The following is a 22,521-nucleotide window of genomic DNA, read 5'->3' as shown; positions in this document are numbered from 1 at the left end:
GGATGTTGTTATGAATGAGTTTGCTCACCCATAATATAACAATTTTAGCTATTAGTACGCTGTTTATCATTTGATCAATTAGTTTAAATCACTTCTAACAGAAAAACTTTTCTCCCTTTTCTTTTTATCATTTAGAATCTTTTTATTCCATTTTTTGTTATTACTTTGTTATTTTGAATGCAGACAACACTTAAAATGGATAAATAGATGAATAATAAGACTTATACAATTGCTTTTTTTGGCACTCAGCCCTACGACGAAGTTTCTTTCAATGAGAAAAACAAAGAGTATGCTTTCGAACTCCGCTACTACAAAGGACATCTTAACAAGCACAATGCCATACTAACACAAGGAGTAGATGCTGTTTGTATCTTTGTAAACGACACGGCTGATGCCGAGGTTATCCGACTGATAGCAGACAACGGCGTAAAACTACTGGCATTGCGTTGCGCCGGATATAACAATGTAGATTTGAAAGCTGCAGCACACTACGGCATCACTGTAGTGCATGTTCCCGCCTACTCTCCCTATGCAGTGGCTGAATACACTGTGGCCTTGATGTTGTCTTTGAATCGCAAAATTCCACGTGCCACTTGGCGCACACGCGATGGAAACTTTTCACTCCACGGCCTGTTGGGATTCGACATGTATGGCAAGACAGCAGGTATCATCGGTACCGGAAAAATAGCAAAGAAGCTGATATGCATCTTGCGTGGTTTTGGTGTAAATATCCTAGCCTACGACCTTTATCCCGACCATAACTTCGCACGAGAGCATCAGGTGGTATATACCACTCTGGATGAACTTTATCGTAACTCGGATATCATTTCCCTACATTGTCCGCTGACCGAACAGACCAAATACCTCATCAATGATTACTCCATAAGTAAGATGAAAGATGGGGTGATGATCATCAACACCGGACGCGGGCAATTGATTCACACTAATGCCCTGATAGAAGGACTGAAAAATAAAAAAATAGGTTCTGCCGGCCTCGATGTGTATGAAGAAGAAAATGAATATTTTTACGAAGACCAATCTGACAAGATCATCGATGATGATACGCTGGCACGCCTACTATCGTTCAACAATGTCATCGTCACCTCGCATCAAGCATTCTTTACGCGCGAAGCGTTGGCAAACATCGCTTTGACAACCTTACAGAACATCAAAGATTTCATAAATAACAAACCGCTGGAAAATACAGTAACCATGTAGCCCCTCAAAAAAAATGAGATTATATTACATTTATCACAGCGGATTCGCAATCGAATCAGACGAAGTAACAGTCATTATCGACTATTACAAGGATGGCTTGGAAGAGCTTTCAGGCGAAAGCATCGTACGCAACCGACTCTTGAAAAAAGCAGGCATCCTCTATGTGCTTTGCTCGCACCACCACTCCGACCATTTCAATCGCGAAGTACTTTCATGGAAGTCCTTGCGCCCGGACATTCGTTATATTTTCTCCAAAGACATTATGAGACATCGTCTCGCCAAACCCGAAGATGCAGTTTTTATCAACAAAGGAGGCATCTACGAAGACGAATATATCAGCATACGAGCATTCGGTTCTACCGATATAGGCATCTCTTTCCTGATAAAATTACAAGGGAAACAAATCTTTCATGCCGGCGATTTAAATAACTGGCATTGGAGCGAAGAGTCCACTCCGCAGGAAATACGAAAAGCCGAAGGTGATTTTCTGGCTGAAATAAGAGACCTTCAACAAATAGCACCGAAAGTAGATGTATCTATGTTTCCGGTAGACAATCGCATGGGAAAAGATTATATGCGCGGTGCCGAACAGTTCGTGGAACGAATAAAAACCACTATATTTGTACCCATGCATTTTGGCAATGATTATCAAGGCGGCAATGCCTTTAAATCTTTTGCCGAAAGCAAAGGGTGTCGTTTCCTCTCCATCTCTCATCCGGGAGAATGCTTTGAGATTGACTGTTAAATTAAAGAGATATATTTTATTATGAAAAAATTGACACATCTTCTTTTCTTATTGTTTTGCTTTTGTCTACCTACTCTGTTGCATGCACAAAACAGAGATGACAGCAAATATTTGGCCGGTGCCGTTCCCGAAGTGGATGGTAAGGTGGTATTTTCCAAAGAGTTCAGTATTCCCGGTATGTCACAAGACGAAATCTATGAACGAACATCCCAATGGATGGACAAACGACTGAAGAAAAACAGGAACAACAGCCGCATCGTTTTCACAGATAAGGCCAAAGGACAGATCGTGGGTAGCGGAGAAGAATGGATCATATTCAGCTCAAGCGCTCTGTCTCTCGATCGCACCAAAGTATCCTATCAACTGACCGTGAACTGCCAACCGGAAAAAAGTATGCTCAAAATAGAGAAAATCCGATTCAGTTATCGCGAAGGGAAAGAAAAGTACACAGCAGAAGAATGGGTCACTGACAAATATGCCCTGAACAAAGCAAAGACTAAATTGATACGCGGCCTTGCCAAATGGCGCAGAAAAACCGTGGACTTTGCAGACAGCTTCGCTCAAGAAATGGCCGAGGCGCTCAGTGCTTCTACAACGCAAAACTTGACCGAAGAGAAAAAAGAAGAACAAAAAGCTGTTACCAACTCAGGCCCAATAGTGATTACTCCTAAAAAACAAGTTATAGCAGATGCTACTCAAGCAACCAGAGTTACCTCTACAGAGCAAACACAAACAACGGTTGCAGTTGCAGGATACAAACAAGTACCTCCTCAAGATCTATCTTCTGACGCCATTCAAACAGGAAACGGAAAACTGGTTATAGTGATTGGAGATGATCCATTCAACGTAACAATGATGACTGCCAACTCCGGTGGATCACTGGGTAAAGTCAACGGGAAACCGGTTGTTTTCAGTATTCTGTCGTCCGACCAGCCATATGAACAAATGGAAAAAGCAGAAAATTACATCATCCGCTTCTATCCAATAGGACATACAGAGCCTACGCTGATACTGGAATGCAAGAAACTCCCCTCACCTGCTGCTATGGAAGGCATGCCACGCACCTATGTGGGAGAAATCATAAAAGCAATGGTCAAATAACCTATCAATATTAATCCGAATGAATAATGGAAATTAAAAGCAAATTCGACCATTTTAATATCAACGTTACCAACCTAGAGCGTAGTATCGCATTCTACGAGAAAGCCTTAGGTCTAAAAGAGCATCACAGAAAGGAAGCCTCCGACGGTTCTTTCACCTTGGTCTATCTGACCGATGGTAGCACCGGATTCCTGCTTGAACTGACTTGTTTGAACGAACATCCGCAAACCTATGAGTTAGGAGAGAACGAGAGCCATCTTTGCATTCGTATAGCCGGTGATTACGAAGCCATACACCAGTATCACAAAGAGAACGGATGGGTATGTTTCGAAAACACAGCAATGGGACTCTACTTCATTAACGACCCAGACGATTATTGGATTGAGGTGCTTCCTGCCAAATAACAGATTTCGAGAAAGGTGGTGTCAAATACTAAGACAGCGCTCCAAGCATCTTTGACACTACTTTCTTCACAATAAACCCATAAAAAAACAACAAACATCGTGAGCATAGAAGAAGCAATGATGGGTGGTATTGTCTTTAAAGGCAAAAAGGAGAAACCCAAAGAAGAGAATAAAGTAAAGACCAAAGCCAAGAAGAAGACCTACATTACAGGACAACATGGTTCAGCCTCGGCCAAAATGAAAGCGGAAATTCGTCGTAAACGCGCTAACAGACACAAGAAATGATAAACAGCAATCTTTTGTGTGCCGACCAAGATCCGATGGGAGCTGCTATATCCGACTACTTCAAATATGGCAAAGCCGATTGTCTGCGAGTATTCTCTTCGTTATTCGACGAAGATGAAATTCCCGTCAAAGAGCTCTTTCGTTCGGAAAAGCAAATGTCATTGTTAGAACGCGCAGCTCTAAAAATGGCAACAGGCAAGATTCTGGATGTGGGAGCAGGCAGTGGTTGTCACAGTCTTGCCCTACAAAAAGCCGGTAAAGAGGTTTACGCCATTGACATTTCCCCACTCTCTGTGGAAACAATGCGTCAACGGGGAGTAAATAATGTGGCGCTAACCAACCTGTTTGACGAGCGGTTCATTGATTCATACGATACGATCCTGATGTTAATGAATGGCTCCGGCATTATTGGAAAGTTAGAGAATCTACCTGAGTTTTTTCGGAAAATGAAATTGCTACTTCGCCCCGAAGGCTGCATTCTAATGGATTCCAGCGACCTCAGCTACCTATTCGAAGAAGAAGACGGAAGCATCCTTATTGACCTTGCCGGTAATTATTATGGTGAAATCGACTTCCAAATGCAATATAAAAACATCAAAGGAGATTCATTCGACTGGCTATATATAGATTTTCAAACACTTAGCCTCTATTCTGCGGAAAATGGTTTCAAAGCAGAACTTATCAAAGAAGGTAATCATTATGATTATCTTGCCCGGTTGTCTCTCCAAGTATAAGACAAAGCGACTCAGCAAGTCCGTGAGCACATCCCCCTCCAATTTGACGGACATTCCGAAAATTTATTCTCCGAGCGTCCTCCATAGAAGCAATAAAAAAAGGATGAGTATTTTCAACTCATCCTTTTTCGTGACTTGTACACCCTCAGGGACTCGAACCCTGGACCCACTGATTAAGAGTCAGTTGCTCTACCAACTGAGCTAAGAGTGCATTCTTCTAAAATGTAGTGGGTACGAGAATCGAACTCGTATGCCATGCGTGAGAGGCATGTATCCTAACCGTTAGATGAACCCACCTTTTGGTGCGGAAGCTGGGGGATTCGAACCCCCGGTACGGTTACCCGTACGTCAGTTTAGCAAACTGGTGGTTTCAGCCACTCACCCAAACTTCCTTTTTGTAACCAACATTCTTGTTAAATGCGGTGCAAATGTAGAGGAAACTTTTGGACTTTGCAAATCTTTCCTACATATTTTTTCATTGTTTTCTCTCAGCAAGAAGTAACATGTTAACTCTCAAAACCATAAAACCGCAGAAAATGACACATATCAATTTTTCCTATTTTCTGTTTCCTTATCTTTGCACGTTTTTTCAGAGACATATATACAGCGATAATGATACAACAGGAAAATTTAAAGAAAAGACTTACCAAACTGACGGCTCCCATTTTTATAGAAACGCTTCTCATCATGATGCTTGGTGCTGTAGACACCTTTATGCTGAGCCGATATTCGGACAATAGTGTGGCAGCTGTAGGTGTCGTCAACCAAATCATCATGCTCACCTTCCTCGTTTTCGAGGTCATCAATCTCGGAACCTCGGTACTGTGTTCCCAATACCTCGGTGCGAAACTACAAAAGAATGTGGTACAAGTGGTAGGTATCTCCATCTTGATGAACTTTGTGATCGGCATCACCATCAGCCTGATTTTATACTTCTGTGCCCGTCCCATTCTTCATTTGATGGGGCTCACTTCTACATTGATGCAGGATGGCATGGACTATATGCGCATCGTAGGCACCTTCGCTTTCTTTCAAGCATTATCCCTCACCCTCTCCGCTTCATTGCGCAGTGCCAACAAAGCCGTTTATCCGATGATGGTAACCGTGGTTGTCAATATCTTCAACATCGTAGGCAACTATTCCCTTATCTTCGGACGCTTCGGTTTTCCTGAATTAGGTGTAGAGGGAGCAGCCATATCTACTGCCTTCAGCCGGGGAGTCTCCATGATTATTTTGTTCGTCATTCTGTTTCGCAAGCATATCCCTCGTTTCCCTATGGCCTACTTCCGTCCCTTCCCATGGACTGAACTGAAGAATCTGCTAAAGGTGGGACTTCCTTCTGCCGGAGAGCAGCTATCATACAGTTCATCGCAAGTGGTCATTACTTATTTCATCAACATATTGGGGGTAGAAGCGCTGGCTACCCGTACCTACTGTGTCAACATTATCATGTTTGCCTACCTGTTCAGTATCTCCATGGCACAAGGAGGAGCCATCTGCATCGGACACCTTATCGGCGAGAAGAAACCTCGCGCCGCCTTTCTCATGGGAAAATATGTCATGAAAAAAGCCGTTATGATTACGGTTCTCTTATCCGGTATCCTTGCCCTTTTCGGACATGCCATCTTCGGGTGGCTCACCTCTAATCCCGAAATCATTCGCATGGGAGTAGTCATCCTCTTTATAGACATCGTTCTTGAAATAGGACGGCCTATCAATATCTTTGCCACAAATGCCCTCCGCGCAGCAGGTGACGTCAACTATCCTTTCTATGTGGGCTTAGTGATGCAATGGAGTGTTGCTGTCGGCGTAGGCTATTTCTTCGGCATTTTCCTTGGCTGGGGCATTCATGGCATGTGGATAGCTTTCTTGTTGGATGAGAATATTCGAGGATTTATCTTTGTGCGTCGCTGGTATAGCATGAAATGGCTTAGCAAAAACTTTGTATAGCACCTGTTTTATCAATCTTTAGCACCTGTTTAAAACCAAAAGTCCTATCTTTGTGCCCGAACGAACAGATTCAGGGTTTATGGACGCATTATTGAAAGAAACGGTGAATGCCACTGTCAGCTCCCATTATCCGGGGATGACACCTGAAGGCAGAAAATTAATAGAAGGAATCCTTATCCGCAAGGAAGCAGAAAAAGGAGAAATCCTTCTCAAAGAAGGTCAAATCAGCCACAACATTGTCATTGTAGGGAAGGGTATGTTACGCCAATTCTACTACAAGAACGGGAAAGATCTCACCGAGCACTTTTCTTACGAAGGCTGTATCATTATTTGCATAGAGAGCACCTTGAAACAAGAGCCTACCCGCCTTATGATCGAAGCCCTGGAACCGAGTATAGTGTATTTGCTCCCATATAACAAGCTATTGATGCTCACCGAGATGTCGTGGGAGGTAAATATGTTCTATCGAAAGATTCTGGAGAAATCTCTGATTACTTCGCAAGTAAAAGCCGATTCATGGCGGTTTGAAACGGCACGCGAGCGTTATAACCGTCTCATGGCCAGTCAGCCGGAAGTCGTCAAGCGGGCACCCCTGTTGCATATAGCATCCTACCTGCTAATGACCCCTGAGACATTGAGCCGGGTTCGTTCGGGTGCATTATAAACATCAGAAAGTAATCATCGTTCCTGATTCGAAGAAGATTTATCTTGCTGTAAAACGGCTGAGTTCTCTCATTGCCGGTAGTACCTTGCCGGTACGTTGGCGGAATAATTATAACGCATGCCCGATCTCTCCATGAAATTATTATCAGCCAATCTCGAGGAATGAAGCAATTGAACAAACCGGTTGCCCCCTGATTCCTGCTGATGTGTTGATAAAGGAACAGGAGAATATCTTTACAAAAAAGTCTTTGTTCTTTTCCTTTTTGAGAAAGAAAACAGCGTTGTCTTTTCTCACTCCTATACAGAGGGTAGATCAGTATACGACTGATGTACCATCTGTCGTATACTGATGTGGCATCAGTCCTATACTGATCCATACCCTTGTCAGAAGGGGTTTTGGCGGGGGTAGAAGATTGTATCCTGATGGTTGGCTAAGAAACATGACTTGGTTTGGAAATTTTGTTACAACGTCCCTCTTCTTGGGACTATTATCGTAGCCGAAGGTGTTTCATGAAATTATAAAGCATGTAATCGTACTGAAAATATTATAAGAACTATTTGTCTCTTCCTTATTCTTACCTTTTTCAATCTATATAGCAAAAGCGAGTGGTCTCATGAATTGTGACCACTCGCTTTTTGTTCTTTCAAATAAAGATTATTTTATTTTTCCGACACCAGTAGAGAAGTTCAGATAAGCCTTCTTACCTATAGCTACTGGAACTCTGGTCTGATCAGAGCCTGTACCTCGATATTCAATCTTACCATTAAGGATGATAAACTCTGTTTGCCACCAATCAAAACCCTCGATGCTAACACACATGCGAAGTTCAGCGTCTTTGGCAAACGCGGGCGAGACGAACACCCCGTCAGCTGCTACGGGTATTTCAAACTTGTGACTGTCAGCTACGCTCCATTCACCAGCGGTATCACCAATAAGATAAACATTCGGTTTATACACGTTGATCGCTCTGCTTTCGCCATTGAGCACATGAATCAGATACCACCCGGCATTGGCTACCTTTACATTACCGCCTTGGTCTGCCAGTCCGGCATCGGCCTGATCATTCATAGGAGCCGAAGCGCCAAAATCCGTCCCGTTCCATTCAGCGGCAGCGGAAAACTTAAACTCATCACCGGCATTGCAATAAATAATGGTCCAATAGTTGTCCTCATGACTATGTACGGGTATCAATTGATGCCATTTTTGCCAATTGCCGAAGGCGCTACCGGTCATATAAAGTTCGGTTGGTGCCACCTTTATCTCATAAGTATAGTCCAACATATTAATGGTCATAGTGTACTTTCCGGCTTTTGCTATTTTTCCTGCACCTGCGCCCTCGTTTATAAGCTGTCCGCTCAAGGCGTCATCTCCATCCACTTTTACACCTACTACACCCGGATTGGCCCAAAAACTACCGGCATCAATATTCTTTTGCGGAATAATTTTCCAATACTGGTTATCTGCTTTAGTAGTAAACGAAATAGTAAATACAGGATCATCATAAACATTCACGTCGCTATGAGAGAATTTCATCTTCAATGCCTCCTTCCATTCAATCATATCGCCAATCAGATAATAAGCTTCGGAAATATCCGGTTTCACAAGCGTCACTTTCGTTTCCACTTTATCGGAGTTTACCCGGAAAGCCTGTCCATTCAGGTTGATAACAGCCGAAACGACCAAAGCCAGTTTCCGTTCAATCGGATTCTTTCCATAATAGCTTTCCACCGTGTTTACCAATTCGCGTACAGACACATTGCCCGAAGCATCAGTTGCCAAGACTGTCTTTACCGGAGTAGCTCCATTCTCGTCCACTTTGCTCAAGATAGCTTCGTAAGCCGTAACTTTCGCCCCTTCGGGAGCATTGACGGAGGAAGTGAAGAGCTGAACGGTTTCAGCTGTAACCTCTTCCATATTAAAAGAAGCCGTAGGAGTAACAGTCAAACTAATATTCTTGGCCTCTTCAGCATCATATCCTTGAGGAGCCGCCCAATCGTCGTAATCCCCCTTACAACTGCCTAATAAGACAGTTGTAAGCGCCATGCCATATAGTAATGATTTTTTCATACCAATCAAGTTTTAATCGTTCGATATTATTTTTTATAGAAATGATAATAACCTGTAATATCATTAAAGACAACCCGGTAGTTTCCGGCTGCCACAGGAATATTGGAACCACCGCCAACACCCCAGCCAAACGGGAACTTAGTATCACCCCAATTAGGATTCCAACTACTATCCACCAAGAATTTCATCACAGAATTCTCATTGAGATTCAAATCGTACATCCAAACATGAGGACGAGCACCTGCATACGTATCCACCGGATTCATCTTCACAGCACCATCTCCCCAATTAGTGAATTCTCCGGCAATCATCATCTGCTGATATTCGGCCGGGGCCTTATCAAGAGCCGTAAAGGTCAATGCATTCTTATAAGTATCCAAATCTATTCTATAATAGCCTGCTGAAGGAACTTTAAAGTCCGCTCCTTCACCGCTATCATCTTTCATACGCGGCTGAGTAATATCATTATCTACTCCTCCCCACTGCTCTGCCCACTGCCCGGGCACACGCACAATCTTGAAGCCCGATTCGGGAGTGAAATAGCCTGTGTAAGTAAGAGGACCTTTACCTGTCACTTCATCAAACTTGGCACCTTCCACCGGAGACATCGGATAAACAGCAACACCGATTTCCGATCCCCAAGAGCCGTCGCCTATACAAGCACCTATGAGATACCACAATTCAGGATCGGCAGCAACCAATGCTTGAAAGAAAGGTTTCACTTTCAGTGTGATGTGATTGGAATAAGTATTCTGTCCTGAACTCAACATCCCATTGAGGCGCACATATACATTCAATTCCTCTGGCAGTTCTCCTTCTGTTGTATATCCTCCCAGCTTCATAAGAGCCTTGTTGAAATCCTTAGCATTGACATTGAATTTAGCCTTTGTGCTATAGCTTTCCAACTGTACGAATTTCGGCAAGCCCACTACCTCACCTTTTTCATCCACCTCATTTTTCCACTCATCAGTCAACGAAAGCTGGGTATAGTAGCTCACAGCCGCCGTATATCCAAATTCCGGTTGCTTACAAGTAAGTTCGATGTTCTCGCCCCTCTCCAAATCATATACATTGCCAGCCAATGCCGGAATGTTCAACACGAAAGTATCGGGCACTACAAGCGTAGGGTTAGAGTCCCTATCATCCTCGCACGATGTAAAGCCCATCAGAGCTACACCGGCCAACAAAGATGTTATAATATATTTTTTCATGATTCTGTGTTCTCCTTTAGAGTTTAATAATTAGGATTCTGTTTCAGATTTGCGTTGTTCGAGATTTCATTCACCGGTAAAGGGAACACATTCATGTGCGCGGGGAATTGATTGCCCTCGTACACTCCTCCCATCCATTCCCACTTGTAAGCAGACTGTCCGGCGAACTTTCCGAAGCGGATAAGATCAACACGGCGACGTCCTTCAAGCCAAAACTCACGGCTCCACTCATCACAAACATCATCCAGTGTATAAGTGCCTTTTGCAGCAGCATTGGCGCGTGCACGCAATTCGTCCAATTTAGCTTTGGCAGCACTGTTGCCCACCGCTCCGTTCTTGCGAATCTCTGCTTCCGCATACGTCAGGTAAGCCTCGGCAATACGCATCACAGGCAGGTCGGTGTTTACATATTCAATAACGGCATTACTGCTTCCATCAGAATTCACATTACGGAACTTCACGCTGCTATATCCCACATTTTCATCCGTGCCTTCATCTGTTACAGATATATCTATCCCTTTGTTAAAGAACAAGGCTCTGTCATCACCAGCAGCAGTAGTCATATCCTTCAATGTAGCTGCATCAGCGGGTTTATTCGCAAAGAATTTATCAATCAATTGCTTACGCAAACGAATACATTTCCCCCAACTGTTATTAGCACCCGAAGGAGCATAGGCATCTGTTGACACCTTATTTGAATAAGAAGCTTGAATGAGGAAATTTGTACCTTCATAGCTCTTGGTAACCTCTCCATCAGTCAGACCTACCAACAGGTTCTCATACTGTGCGCCATTGCGATTGTTGTCTGCTAAGAACAACATCTGATAAGCTGTATATTCTTCACCGGTCACCGAGTTCGTTGCACCTGTCTTATTCAACTTGTAATAGCCATTATTAATGACTTTTTCAGCATAAGTCATGGCTTCATCCCAGCGAGCGATATTTGTATACACTTCCGCATTCAGATAAATACGTGCCAGAAGATTCCATGCAGCCACACGGTCGGCACGCCCATAAGTATTCTTTCCCGGTTCAGCCATCAAGTCGGCACATTCTTTCAGTTCTTTCTCTACATATTCGAAGAACTGTTCTCTTGTATATCTATCAGCCTTTTCAGCAGATACGCTTTCGGTAAAAGCGGCACTGCCATACAGGTCCATCACAAGTGCATAGTTATATGCACGGATAAAACGCACCTCGGCATTACGCAACTCTTGGTCAGCAGCATTACCGTTTTGGCTCAAATAGAAATTACAAAGCGTAATCGTGAAATAAAGACGATAGTAAAGAGCTGCCGAGAACACGCAGCTTTCTCCCCAAGAGTTATGGAGCAATTCCGGAATACCGGCATCGGTAGCCCAAACCCAGTGAGCCTCATCGGTTGTAAATTCATTTAGATACCACTGTGAACGGAACATGCCCGAGCGTCCTTCATCCACATCATCTATATCACCATTGCCGTTGGGTCCCGACTGTCCTGTCAGGCTGAAACTTGCATAAATTTTGTTGAAAACTGCATCATTGTCAAACTCCATCGTCTGTTGCGGATTGATCGGCGTAACATCCAGATCGCCCACACAAGAAGAGAAGTTCAATGCCAGCGCAAGTGCGGCAGCAGGTATCATCGATTTCAATATTCTTGTTTTCATGTTCTTCTATATTATGTTTTAGAAATTAAGACTTACCCCAAATACTCCGGTGAACGGACGAGGATAAATGTTGCCATCATACCCTCCATTGATTTCCGGGTCAATTCCTTTATACTTGGAAATGGTAAAAATATTTTGAGCAGTAAAGTAAGTACGTCCACTGATTTTCATTCCAAACAGTTTATCAAAGCTATATCCCAAAGTGATGTTATCGCACTTCAAGAACGAAGCATTCTGAATGAAATAATCCGACAAAGCACTCTCGGTAGAGATATAGTTCCAATCCTTGGCTATGGTCATATAAGTAACGTTGTGCCATGTGTTTCCATTGAACAAACGTTCTACAGAGATATTCGAGCGACCGGCTTCCACTCCGTTATAAGCATAATTACCAAGACTTGCACGGAGCGAGAAGCTGAAGTCCCAATTCTTATAAAGGACTTTGGAAGTCATACCCATCATCACATCAGCATCGGCCTTCTTGTAGAAGTAACGGTCGGCAGAGTTGATGGTTCCATCGCCATTTCTATCCACAAATTGTCCTTCAATGGGTTGTCCGTTATTGTCATACACCTGCTGATAAGTATAGAAAGCAGATACCGGTCTACCCACAGCCCAAGCCTTGATACCATCCGAACCGGAATCACCTACAGCAAGTCCGCCATGAAGGATTTTGTAATTGGAGTCATCACTGGCCAGCAACTTGTCTATTTCATTATCGTTATAAGTGATGTTGTAACCAAGTTCCCAGCGCCAGTCTTTAGTTTGGATGGGACGATATGTAAGCGAAAGTTCCACTCCTTGATTATGCAACTCTCCGATATTACTCGTCACCTTATTCTTGAAGTTCGAACCGGCAGCTACAGCCACGGTGTTGATAAGGTCGGTGGTCTTGCGATAGTAATAATCAACGCTGGCCGTAAAACGATCGTTGAGAAGGTTCAAGTCGATGCCGGCATTGTAGGTAGTGGTCTTCTCCCACGTAAGTGCAGCATTATAAGCATCGGGACGATAGGTCACACCCTTGCCCAGAATGGGATAGTATGCACCTAATCCGTTCGTGGTATATGAAGCGAAATAAGTATAGTCGCCAATACCTTCCTGTTGTCCTGTCTTACCCCAACCGAGGCGAATTTTCAAATCGGATATAGTCTCAGAGTCGCGAAGGAAAGATTCTTCTTTGATCTTCCATGCGGCTGCCACTGATGGGAAGAGCCCCCAACGACCATCTTTGTGGAAACGTGAAGAACCATCGTTACGCAATGTTACGGTCAATAAATAGCGATCCAACAAAGAATAATTCAGACGGCCGAAGAAAGACACCAGATAATTCTCTGTCTTATACAAAGTATTTTCTGACGGATCTTTGATTTCACCCGGATGTTCTTTGTTCGTACTCGGATAAGTTCCATAATAATAATAGTCTGTTTCCTTATGGAAATGTTGCCACTCATAACCACCCATTACGTCAAAGCGATGATTTTTCCCAAACTCTTTGATGTATTGGGCATACATGTTCAGCGACAGGTTATAAGTATCTTGGGTATTCCATCCCTGACTGCCATAATAATAGTTGTCATAGTTATAGCGGCTGTAGAATTTATCGCTCTTACCGCTCTTCAAGTCCATACCGGCATTCATGTGCAAATGGAGGTCTTCAAGGCCATGAATCTTATAGTCGAGTTCAAGGTTTCCGGTCAGTTCCTTTCCTTTACCTTGATCAGAAACCGTGTTCAGCAAAGACATCGGGTTTTTAGCCGCCAAAGAATGGATGGAGTATTTCCATTCATCATCGTTACGGTCTACGGGCGAACTGTATTGGAAATATCCGCCAAAATTCTTATTGAAGAACTCGCTATTGATGTACACTGGCTTGGTAGGGTCCATTTCACTGGCAGCACCGATGGCTCCGGTGTTGGCATAAGTTGTCTTAGAGTACATACCCTTGGCATTAAAGTTTACTGTCAGATGTTCTTGAAAGAAAGTTGGATTCAAGCTCACGCTGGCTGTGAAGCGTTCAAAGTCGGAAGTACGAAGAATACCCTGCTGATTGGTATAGCCCAAAGACACACGATAAGGCAGGTTTTTATAAGCGCCGGTCAATGTAAGGTTATGGTCGGTAGAAATTGCCGTACGATAGATTTCATCTTGCCAATCCGTATCAGCAAAAAGATGTTGTGCTCCGGCAGCAGGCGTGCCGTCGGCATTATATGCGCTCCAATATCCCATAGTCTTGTAATAGTCGCTGTTTTCCCAATCAGCACCATCCAATCCACTCTTTCTTTTAATAAAGTCCATGAACTCACTTGCATTCAGCACATTCAATTTATCGGTCACAACACTAACCGAAACATTTCCATTATATGCAACAGTCGGTTTCATGTTTTTGCGGCCTTTCTTGGTTGTGATAATAATCACACCATTAGAAGCACGGCTACCATAAATGGCAGTAGCAGAAGCATCTTTCAGCACAGTGAAACTTTCAATATCATTGGGATTCACAAGATTCAAAGGATTCGACATGCCTTGCATTCCGTAGTTATCCATGGCCAAACCATCAATAACAATCAAAGGGTCGTTACTGGCATTCAATGATGACCCGCCACGAATACGGATCGATGCGCCACCTCCCGGCTCACCACCATTATTCTGCACATTTACACCGGCAATTTTACCGGTAATCATATCTTGTGCGCTTACTTGCAAACCCTTGTTCATCTCATCCGGTTTAATTGCCGTCACCGAACCGGTTAAGTCATTCTTTTTGGCACGACCGTAACCGATAACCACCACCTCACTCAGCAGCTCCGCATCGTCCTGCAAAGTCACTACCAAGTTTTCGGCAGCAGCTACTTCCTGAGATTTGTATCCGATAAAAGAAACTATCAGTGTGGCACCTTTGCGCACACTCAACGTGAAATTACCATCAAGGTCGGTAATTGTACCATTTGAGGTATTACCTTTTTCCACGACATTAGCGCCTATCACACTACCCATGGCATCTTTCACATGCCCTTTCACGGTGATGTTCTGCGCATAAACGCCAATAGACAAGAATAACCCTAAGAATAGGGGAAGAATCGTTCGACAGATTCTAAGATTAACTTGCTTCATGCACTTAATAAATTAAAGTTAACAATATAAATTACCTATATATTTCTCTAAATGTAAAATCTCATTCAAGGGTATCCGCCAAGGAAGTTTTTCAAAGTATCCATAGCATGACGAGACAAAAATATCCGATATTCATTTAACAAAGAATAAGAAAAGTCTTAAATATGCAATTTCAACGGTGCAAACGATTGCGCGTAGGCAACAAGCTTTCAAGAAGCTGCTATCCACATTTTTGTCTTCTTTATCTTACACACAATAGGCAAAAAGAAGAAAATGCAAAACGACTCTTTCGTATCCGACAGACATCAGGAGCGAATGCATATAAGTCCGCCCCGAAGACAGTTCTCTTACCCGGCAAACGGTTACGATTGGACAGACAGCCTTTATCCGGACTGTTTCCATCGCTTGCGGAAGCAGTTCGGATAACGAGGCATGTTCTGTCAGACACAAACGCCGGCCTTTTAAGAGGATAAGTTTCGGATAATCGTAATAGTCTGCTTCATTCCGATGCAAGAATGCGCACTATGATCAATTGCTTTCGCCAAAGGCATCCATAATCATCGTGGGGCGGCCGTCTTCGGTAAAAGCGCCCAATCTATATTGACTCGGCTTGCACTCCGGTTCCCAATAGAATACTCCTTTGCAACGTCCGTTCGTGTTTTCCCTGCACTCTTTCAAGATACGGGCCAACTGCCGCTTGCCCTCGGCCAAAACCGCAGCACTTGCCAGTTTGCCTTGATCATCGGCACATTCCACACCGGTCTCTACCACCATGACGTCGCAATTATATTTTGTGCCCAGGCCATTGATATTCTTAATGCAGTCGGTGATGACGTCGTCGGCCTTATAGCCCGGCTTTTCCATGCGCGACCAGTAAGGATAGAGCGACATGCCTATCATATCCCACTTGCCCCCGTTCTTTTTCAGTTCGTCGAAGAACCAGTTGAATAGGCCGCTGTCCCATCCGTTGTCCAGATGGACAATGACAATGGCATCGGCAAAAACCGACTTCACGGCATCATACCCAGTCGTAATGAAAGCTCCCAGATTTGCCCAATTCACAGGATACACCACTTTAGAAGAAGCATTGGCGGGTACATCCTTCAGGTGGCGTTCTTCCACATTATAAGAAGCGCCGCTCAAAGCCTTGTCTTTATCCCACAACATGCCGGGACGGATTTCGTTGCCCACCTGCACCCACTTGGGGGTTACGCCGGCATTTTTCAATGCCCGAAGCACATTCACCGTATGCTCTCTGAGGACATCTTTCAAATCTGCCAGATTCTTGCCTACCCACGATGCAGGCTTGTTCTGCTGGGCGGGATCGGCCCACCAATCGCTGTAATGGAAATCTATCATCACATCCATGCCTAACGCTTTGGCTCTTCGAGCCTTCACCACCACATCATCGACATTACACCAATTGCCGTGCGCGCTTGGGTCTACCCACACACGGATGCGGATGGCATCGATACCAAGCTCCTTCATCAGAGCCGTGCATTCGCGTTTCTCGCCTTTGGCATTATAAAAGTTGTATCCTTTGAACTCATATTCGGTGACCCACCCAATGTCTGCTCCTTTGGTGAACCCCGAAATTACCGGTGTCTCCGGCTTCGGTTCGGGAGCGGGAACGGAATTGTCGTTATTGTTGCCGCAAGCTGTCAGCGAATAGGCGGCAAAAAGAAAAGAGAAGAAAGTTTTAATGTAATCCATGATAAACTATGTTTTTGTTTGTTGTTCGGGTGACAAAAGTAGAAAAAGGCACTCTATCCACCAAACAGATTGCGGGCATAAAAGTTTAGTCATAATGTTTGCTGCAAAGATAAATGTTATCTCGAAAAACAGCATACAATTCCATCAACGATTCCCGATGATTAACCGTTAGGACGGAAGCCAAAGCAAGAAACGCAATCGTTTGCATAAACTTACAGTCCGATATAACTTCATGTAAGTTCACCGTTCGCTCTCATTCAGTTATTTTTGCAATGGAGTTGGTAAAAGACGGACTTGTCCTGCTTGTAACCTATCCCTATTTTATTACCTTTGCTCAAAAATCATACTCATGAATAAACCGCAGATAACCATCAAGGATATTGCCCGAGCCTTGAACGTCTCTCCTTCTACAGTGTCGAGGGCACTGAAAGACAATCCGGACATCAGCCAAGAAACGCGTGACCTTATCCATGCCTATGCACGCGAGCACAACTACAAGCCGAACGTACTGGCCGTGAACTTGCGCTCCAGCCGGAGCAACACCATCGGGGTGATTGTTCCGCAATTAGTGCATCACTTTTTCTCCTGTGTGTTGAGCGGGATAGAAAAAGCGGCAACGGAAGCCGGCTATAACATCATAGTGGCACAAAGCAGCGAGTCGTACGAGCAGGAGGTGAAAATTGTCCACTCCTTCCTCGCCGCCCGCGTCTGCGGGGTCGTCGCTTCGCTTGCCAAAGGCACTTCCCGTTACGATCATTATCAGGAGTTGCTCAATAATGACATTCCCATCATCTTCTACGACCGCATCTGCACGGAACTGAAAACCGAACGAGTAGTGGTGGACGACTATGCCGGCTCGTTTGCCGCAGTGGAATACATGATACAGACCGGATGCAAACGCATCCTGTTCTACGGAGCCTCGCCCCATCTGGAAATCACCAAGAACCGGCGTAACGGCTATCTGGATGCCATGAAGAAGTACAAAATTCCGGTGAACGACAGCATGACACTGCTATGCGACACGCGCGAACGCGCCATCGCCATCACTCCCGACTTGCTGGAAAGTCCCAAACGTCCTGACGGCTTCTTTGCCATCAACGACGAAACGGCATCGGGCATACTCTATGCCTGCAAATTGGTGGGATTGAAGGTTCCCGACGAAGTCTCCATCTGCGGATTCACCGACGGAGCCATCGCGCAGAGCACCGACCCCAAGCTGACCACCGTAGAGCAGCGCGGCGAAGAAGTGGGGAAAAGCGCTTTCGGCATTCTGTATGAGAAGCTGGAGGGAAAAACGGAGAAAAACAGCAACAAGATAGTACGCACCAATTTAGTGGTGAGGGGGACAACGAAATAAAACTAATACCATAATAATAACCATGAAAGTAAAACCTGATTTAAGTTTCTGGAAGCTGTGGAACATCAGCTTCGGTTTTTTCGGCGTACAAATAGCGTATGCCTTGCAGAGTGCAAACATCAGCCGCATCTTCTCCACATTGGGGGCCGACCCTCACAACCTCAGCTATTTCTGGATATTACCGCCGTTGGCAGGCATCGTTGTGCAACCCATTGTAGGGGCGGCCAGCGACAAGACGTGGACCCGCTTCGGCCGTCGCATCCCCTACCTCTTCATAGGTTCGCTGGTGGCGGTACTGGTTATGTGCCTGCTGCCCAATGCCGGCAGTTTCGGCATGGTGGCAAGCACGGCCATGATATTCGGGCTGGTGTCGCTGATGTTTCTCGACACTTCCATCAACATGGCCATGCAACCCTTCAAGATGATGGTGGGCGACATGGTGAACGAAAAGCAGAAAGGACTGGCCTACTCCATCCAGAGTTTCCTATGCAACGCCGGCAGTCTGGTAGGTTTCCTGTTCCCGTTCATCTTCGCATGGATAGGCATCAGCAACACGGCGCCCGAAGGGGTGGTGCCCGACTCCGTGATTTACTCCTTCTACATCGGAGCAGCCATCCTGATATTCTGTGTCATCTACACCACGGTCAAGGTAAAGGAGATGCCGCCTGCCGAATATGCCGAGTATCACGGCATCAGCGAAAAGGAAGAGCATGAGAAGACGAACATGCTGAAACTCCTTGCCAAAGCTCCGAAAACCTTCTGGACGGTGGGGCTGGTTCAGTTCTTCTGCTGGTTTGCATTCATGTTCATGTGGACTTATACCAACGGAAGCGTGGCGGCCAATGCCTTTGATGCACCGACCGTATCGCATCTGGTGGACGGTGTGAGCAAAGTGATTCTCGACACCAAGAGCCTGCAATATCAGGAAGCCGCCAACTGGGTGGGCGTGCTCTTTGCCGTGCAGGCCATCGGCTCCGTGCTTTGGGCCATCTGCATCCCGATGTTCAAAGACCGCCGCTTCATCTACTCCCTCAGCCTCGTGCTGGGCGGTATAGGTTTCATATCCACCTACTTCATGCACCATCCCTATCTGCTCTTCGTCTCTTTCTTGCTCATAGGTTGCGCATGGGCCGCCATGCTGGCATTGCCGTTCACTATCCTGACCAACGCACTGAGCGGCGGACATATGGGCACTTATCTCGGACTGTTCAACGGCACCATCTGCATCCCGCAGATTGTGGCAGCCGCTCTGGGTGGAAGCATCCTCGCCTTGTTCACCCCCGAAGGGGCGCTGCCTCCCGAAATCAACATGTTGGTGATGGCGGGCATGATGCTGATCATCGGCGCCTTTTGTGTATATTTAATCAAAGAAGCGGAAACAGAAAAAGCAGGCTGACATCGGCCTCAGAAACGCTTCCGCACGGGGATGTTGCCCGACACCGAGGAACACCCCGTTCCACACCGGGGAACGCATCGTTCGACACCGAAGAACGACGCCTTCCCCGGTGCTCTTCCGGCACCCGGCCTCCCCCGTTTCAAATTTCGTCCGCTTTTTTCTTCTTTGATTACCGCATATTGTTTATCTTTACGGCGATAACCTTAGAAAACACACAGCGATGAAGAAATATCTCAAAACCGATGAATGGAACATCATCGAAGAGGGCTTCCACCCCGACCGTCAACGGATGTCTGAAAGCATATTCAGTCTTGGCAACGGGCGGTTCGGGCAACGGGGATATTTTGAAGAGCCCTACGGCAGCGACAGTTATCGTGCCTCATTCGTGGCAGGCGTCACTTTTTTAGACAAAACTCGCGTGGAATGGTGGAAGAACGGATTCCCCCACTACTACACCCGCATTCCCAAAGCAGCCGACTGGAGCCGCATCAACCTGCGCCTCATCAACGAAGAGCTGGACGCAGCCGTATGGGATGTGGACAGCTTCACCCGCCGCCTCGACATGAAGGAGGGCATTTCCTATCGCGACATGGAGGTCACCTCCCCACAAGGGAACAAGCTCCGCATCCATGTGGAGCACATCGCCAACATGGCTCGTCCCGAACTCAGCCTCATCAAATACAGCGTTTCGTCCGTCAACTACGCCGGAAGAATCTCGCTCGTGCCCATACTCGATGCCGGCATTGTGGACGACGCCGACCACCCTGACATTAAAATATGGAACATCCTGCGGTCCGGCTTTGCCGGCGATTGTGCCTACCTCTGGACCCAGACCCGGCGGGAAGACGCGCAGGTGTGCTATGCCATGACCTACCGGCTCTTCAAGAACGGCAAGGAGGCCGTGGCCATCCCCATACGCATAGAAAAGGAGAAGCAGACGGGCTTCAGCGTAGGCGCCGACGTAAAACCCGGCGACCGCGTAACGCTCATCAAATACACCGCTATCAGTTCCTCGCTCTACAACGAACGGAGCGAACTGGTAGACACCTCCGTGACCCAAGCCCACAAAGCCGGGCAGATGGGCTGGGATGCCCTGCTCGACGAGCATAAGCAAGCTTGGCAAAGCATCTGGGACGAAACGGACGTCTCCATCGAAGGCGACCCGGAAGTGCAGCAAGGCATCCGCTACAACATCTTCCAGCTGCACCAGACCTACCGCGGAGACGACCCGCGCCTGAACATCGGCCCCAAAGGTTTCACGGGCGAGAAGTACGGCGGAAACACTTATTGGAACACCGAGTTGTGCTGCGTGCCTTTCTTCCTGCTCTCCACCCCCAAGGAGATTACGAAGAACCTGCTGATTTACCGCTACAACCACCTGTCCAAAGCCATAGACAATGCCCGCAAACTGGGCTTCAAGGATGGAGCCGCACTTTTTCCGCAAGTGACCAACAACGGCGAAGAGTGCCACAGCGAGTGGGAAATAACTTTCGAGGAGATACACCGCAACAACATCATCGTCTACGCCATTGCCCAGCACGCCATGCTGACCGGCTCGATGGACTACATCGCCTGCTATGGCCTGGAAGTGATGATTGCCGTCAGCCGCTTCTGGAGCCAACGGGTCTCTTTCTCGCAACCGAAGCAGAAGTACGTCATTCTGGGTGTCACCGGGCCGGACGAATATGAGAACAACGTGAACAACAACTGGTACACCAACTACTCCTGCATACAATGCCTCAGGATGACCCTCCGCTTTCTGGAAATCATCGAGCGGGAATATCCCGAGCGGTATGCCCACATCTGCCGCACCACCCGGTTCGACCGGGCCGAAGAGAGCAAGCGCTGGAAAGAAATCATCGAACAGATGTATCTGCCGGAAGATGCGGAACGGGGCATCTTCGTCCAGAACGACGGTTATATGGACAAGGTGCTGGAAAGTGCCGACAGCATCCCTGCCGAAGAGCGTCCCATCAATCAGCACTGGTCGTGGGACCGCATCCTGCGCTCCTGCTACATCAAGCAAAGCGATGTGTTGCTCGGGCTTTATCTCTATTACTTCAATTTCGATACGCAGACCGTACGCCGCAACTTCGAGTTCTACGAACCCATGACGGTGCACGAATCCTCGCTGTCACCGCACATCCACGCTACCCTCGCCGCCCGCATCGGCGAAGTGGAAAAGGCCTACCGGCTCTTCGTACATGCCACACGGCTCGACTTGGACGACTATAACAACGAAGCCCACCAAGGCCTGCACATCACCAGTATGCCGGGCGCATGGCTCGCTATCGTACGGGGTTTTGCAGGCATGCAGGTACAGAGCGATATGTTGAGTTTCTCGCCTGTCGTGCCGCAGAAGTGGAACAGCTATTCTTTCAAAGTCAACTACCGGGGACGTACGCTGCACCTGCGCATAGGCAAGGAGATACGCATCCTGCTCACGGCAGGCGAGACGCTGAAAGTGCAGGTTTATCAGAAGGGGTACACACTGAAGAAAGGACAAGAGCTGCAACTGCCGCTCATACCATAAAGGACTTGCCCATACACAGTCTAAGGTCAATCCTATGTACTACCCCGACCTATCGGACATCATATATATAATAAATCCGACATGGATTTTACCGCAGATTCCACTAACCTGTACCTGCAGCACACCTCGAGTATGATTTTCTGCGGGATGTCCGTCACCATCGGCCGTGTCATTCCGTCTTCGCCGGTCACGTGCCGAAACGGCAGTTGAGGGTATATGGCGTGCAATATCAAGGCCGAGCGGTCGTAGGCTGTGGGCGATGCGCCCGTCATGTCGATGTTTATAAGGCAACTCTTGCGGAATTCCGCCGCCCGTATTCTTTTGATGGTTCGATAAGATTTCATGGATAATAGTGGTTAGTGGGTGTCGTCAGGGTATAA

The 22,521-nt window shown here is 46.3% G+C and carries 17 protein-coding genes and 3 tRNA genes; 11 read left to right on the top strand and 9 right to left on the bottom strand.

All coding sequences use genetic code 11. The features are described 5' to 3' along the window. Nucleotides 1-207 precede the first annotated feature (207 nt). From EV202_RS14040 to EV202_RS14015, 6 genes are all read left to right on the top strand, one after another. Nucleotides 208-1,218 (top strand): 2-hydroxyacid dehydrogenase, encoded by a 1,011-nt coding sequence (locus tag EV202_RS14040; protein ID WP_106068272.1) that lies wholly within the window; start codon nt 208-210, stop codon nt 1,216-1,218. 13 nt (nt 1,219-1,231) lie between these two features. Further along, complete coding sequence (locus EV202_RS14035; protein ID WP_131927502.1) at nt 1,232-1,963, top strand: MBL fold metallo-hydrolase; 732 nt, start codon at nt 1,232-1,234, stop codon at nt 1,961-1,963. Between the two features lie 21 nt (nt 1,964-1,984). Next, nucleotides 1,985-3,064, top strand: coding sequence for a DUF4468 domain-containing protein (locus EV202_RS14030; RefSeq protein WP_125238428.1), 1,080 nt, complete (start codon nt 1,985-1,987; stop codon nt 3,062-3,064). Nucleotides 3,065-3,090: 26 nt separating this feature from the next. Beyond that, nucleotides 3,091-3,468, top strand: coding sequence for a VOC family protein (locus EV202_RS14025; protein WP_106068269.1), 378 nt, complete (start codon nt 3,091-3,093; stop codon nt 3,466-3,468). Between the two features lie 99 nt (nt 3,469-3,567). Continuing rightward, nucleotides 3,568-3,753, top strand: coding sequence for a hypothetical protein (locus tag EV202_RS14020; RefSeq protein WP_106068268.1), 186 nt, complete (start codon nt 3,568-3,570; stop codon nt 3,751-3,753). After that, nucleotides 3,750-4,487, top strand: a complete 738-nt coding sequence (locus EV202_RS14015) for a class I SAM-dependent methyltransferase (RefSeq protein ID WP_106068267.1) — start codon at nt 3,750-3,752, stop codon at nt 4,485-4,487. The genes EV202_RS14020 and EV202_RS14015 overlap by 4 nt, the downstream gene beginning before the upstream one ends. Nucleotides 4,488-4,625: 138 nt before the next feature. On the opposite strand, the gene EV202_RS14010 is transcribed toward EV202_RS14015, so the two are convergent. From EV202_RS14010 to EV202_RS14000, 3 genes are all read right to left on the bottom strand, one after another. Continuing rightward, nucleotides 4,626-4,698, bottom strand: a tRNA-Lys gene (locus tag EV202_RS14010). Between the two features lie 14 nt (nt 4,699-4,712). Further along, a tRNA-Glu gene (locus EV202_RS14005) sits at nt 4,713-4,784 on the bottom strand. Nucleotides 4,785-4,792: 8 nt separating this feature from the next. After that, nucleotides 4,793-4,879, bottom strand: a tRNA-Ser gene (locus EV202_RS14000). Nucleotides 4,880-5,099: 220 nt separating this feature from the next. Here EV202_RS14000 and EV202_RS13995 point away from each other — a divergent pair. Together EV202_RS13995 and EV202_RS13990 are read left to right on the top strand one after the other, a co-directional pair. Next, on the top strand, nt 5,100-6,437 hold the full coding sequence (locus tag EV202_RS13995; RefSeq protein ID WP_106068266.1) for an MATE family efflux transporter: 1,338 nt from the start codon (nt 5,100-5,102) through the stop codon (nt 6,435-6,437). Nucleotides 6,438-6,516: 79 nt separating this feature from the next. Then, complete coding sequence (locus EV202_RS13990) at nt 6,517-7,101, top strand: Crp/Fnr family transcriptional regulator (RefSeq protein WP_131927501.1); 585 nt, start codon at nt 6,517-6,519, stop codon at nt 7,099-7,101. 654 nt (nt 7,102-7,755) lie between these two features. On the opposite strand, the gene EV202_RS13985 is transcribed toward EV202_RS13990, so the two are convergent. The 5 genes from EV202_RS13985 to EV202_RS13965 form a co-directional block, all read right to left on the bottom strand. Next, complete coding sequence (locus EV202_RS13985; protein ID WP_131927500.1) at nt 7,756-9,168, bottom strand: Outer membrane protein SusF domain-containing protein; 1,413 nt, start codon at nt 9,166-9,168, stop codon at nt 7,756-7,758. Nucleotides 9,169-9,194: 26 nt separating this feature from the next. After that, nucleotides 9,195-10,379: a SusE domain-containing protein gene (locus tag EV202_RS13980; RefSeq protein ID WP_106068263.1), complete on the bottom strand. Its 1,185-nt coding sequence runs from the start codon at nt 10,377-10,379 to the stop codon at nt 9,195-9,197. A gap of 23 nt (nt 10,380-10,402) precedes the next feature. Then, on the bottom strand, nt 10,403-12,028 hold the full coding sequence (locus EV202_RS13975) for a RagB/SusD family nutrient uptake outer membrane protein (protein WP_106068262.1): 1,626 nt from the start codon (nt 12,026-12,028) through the stop codon (nt 10,403-10,405). Nucleotides 12,029-12,046: 18 nt separating this feature from the next. Continuing rightward, the gene (locus tag EV202_RS13970; RefSeq protein WP_106068261.1) at nt 12,047-15,142 is read right to left on the bottom strand and encodes a SusC/RagA family TonB-linked outer membrane protein; all 3,096 of its coding nucleotides are present in this window, start codon (nt 15,140-15,142) and stop codon (nt 12,047-12,049) included. Between the two features lie 528 nt (nt 15,143-15,670). Beyond that, entirely contained in the window at nt 15,671-16,855 is a 1,185-nt protein-coding gene (locus tag EV202_RS13965; protein ID WP_106068260.1) for a glycoside hydrolase family 53 protein, read from the bottom strand. Between the two features lie 349 nt (nt 16,856-17,204). Here EV202_RS13965 and EV202_RS13960 point away from each other — a divergent pair, with 349 nt between their 5' ends. The 3 genes from EV202_RS13960 to EV202_RS13950 all read left to right on the top strand — a co-directional run bounded on the left by EV202_RS13960 (nt 17,205) and on the right by EV202_RS13950 (nt 22,141). Beyond that, entirely contained in the window at nt 17,205-18,212 is a 1,008-nt protein-coding gene (locus tag EV202_RS13960) for a LacI family DNA-binding transcriptional regulator (protein ID WP_106068259.1), read from the top strand. A 22-nt stretch (nt 18,213-18,234) separates the two neighbouring features. Further along, nucleotides 18,235-19,608, top strand: coding sequence for an MFS transporter (locus EV202_RS13955; protein WP_131927499.1), 1,374 nt, complete (start codon nt 18,235-18,237; stop codon nt 19,606-19,608). Between the two features lie 220 nt (nt 19,609-19,828). Continuing rightward, the gene (locus tag EV202_RS13950; protein ID WP_131927498.1) at nt 19,829-22,141 is read left to right on the top strand and encodes a family 65 glycosyl hydrolase domain-containing protein; all 2,313 of its coding nucleotides are present in this window, start codon (nt 19,829-19,831) and stop codon (nt 22,139-22,141) included. Nucleotides 22,142-22,200: 59 nt separating this feature from the next. Here the strand turns inward: EV202_RS13950 and EV202_RS13945 are convergent, their stop codons facing one another. Further along, a complete protein-coding gene (locus EV202_RS13945) occupies nt 22,201-22,485 on the bottom strand; it encodes a hypothetical protein (RefSeq protein ID WP_131927497.1) in 285 nt (94 codons plus the stop codon). Nucleotides 22,486-22,521 lie beyond the last annotated feature (36 nt).

Source organism: Prevotella heparinolytica, assembly GCF_004342845.1.
Lineage (GTDB): Bacteria > Bacteroidota > Bacteroidia > Bacteroidales > Bacteroidaceae > Bacteroides > Bacteroides heparinolyticus.
Note: the sequence above shows the minus strand (reverse complement) of the source record. Positions and strands in the feature narration are given on the sequence as shown.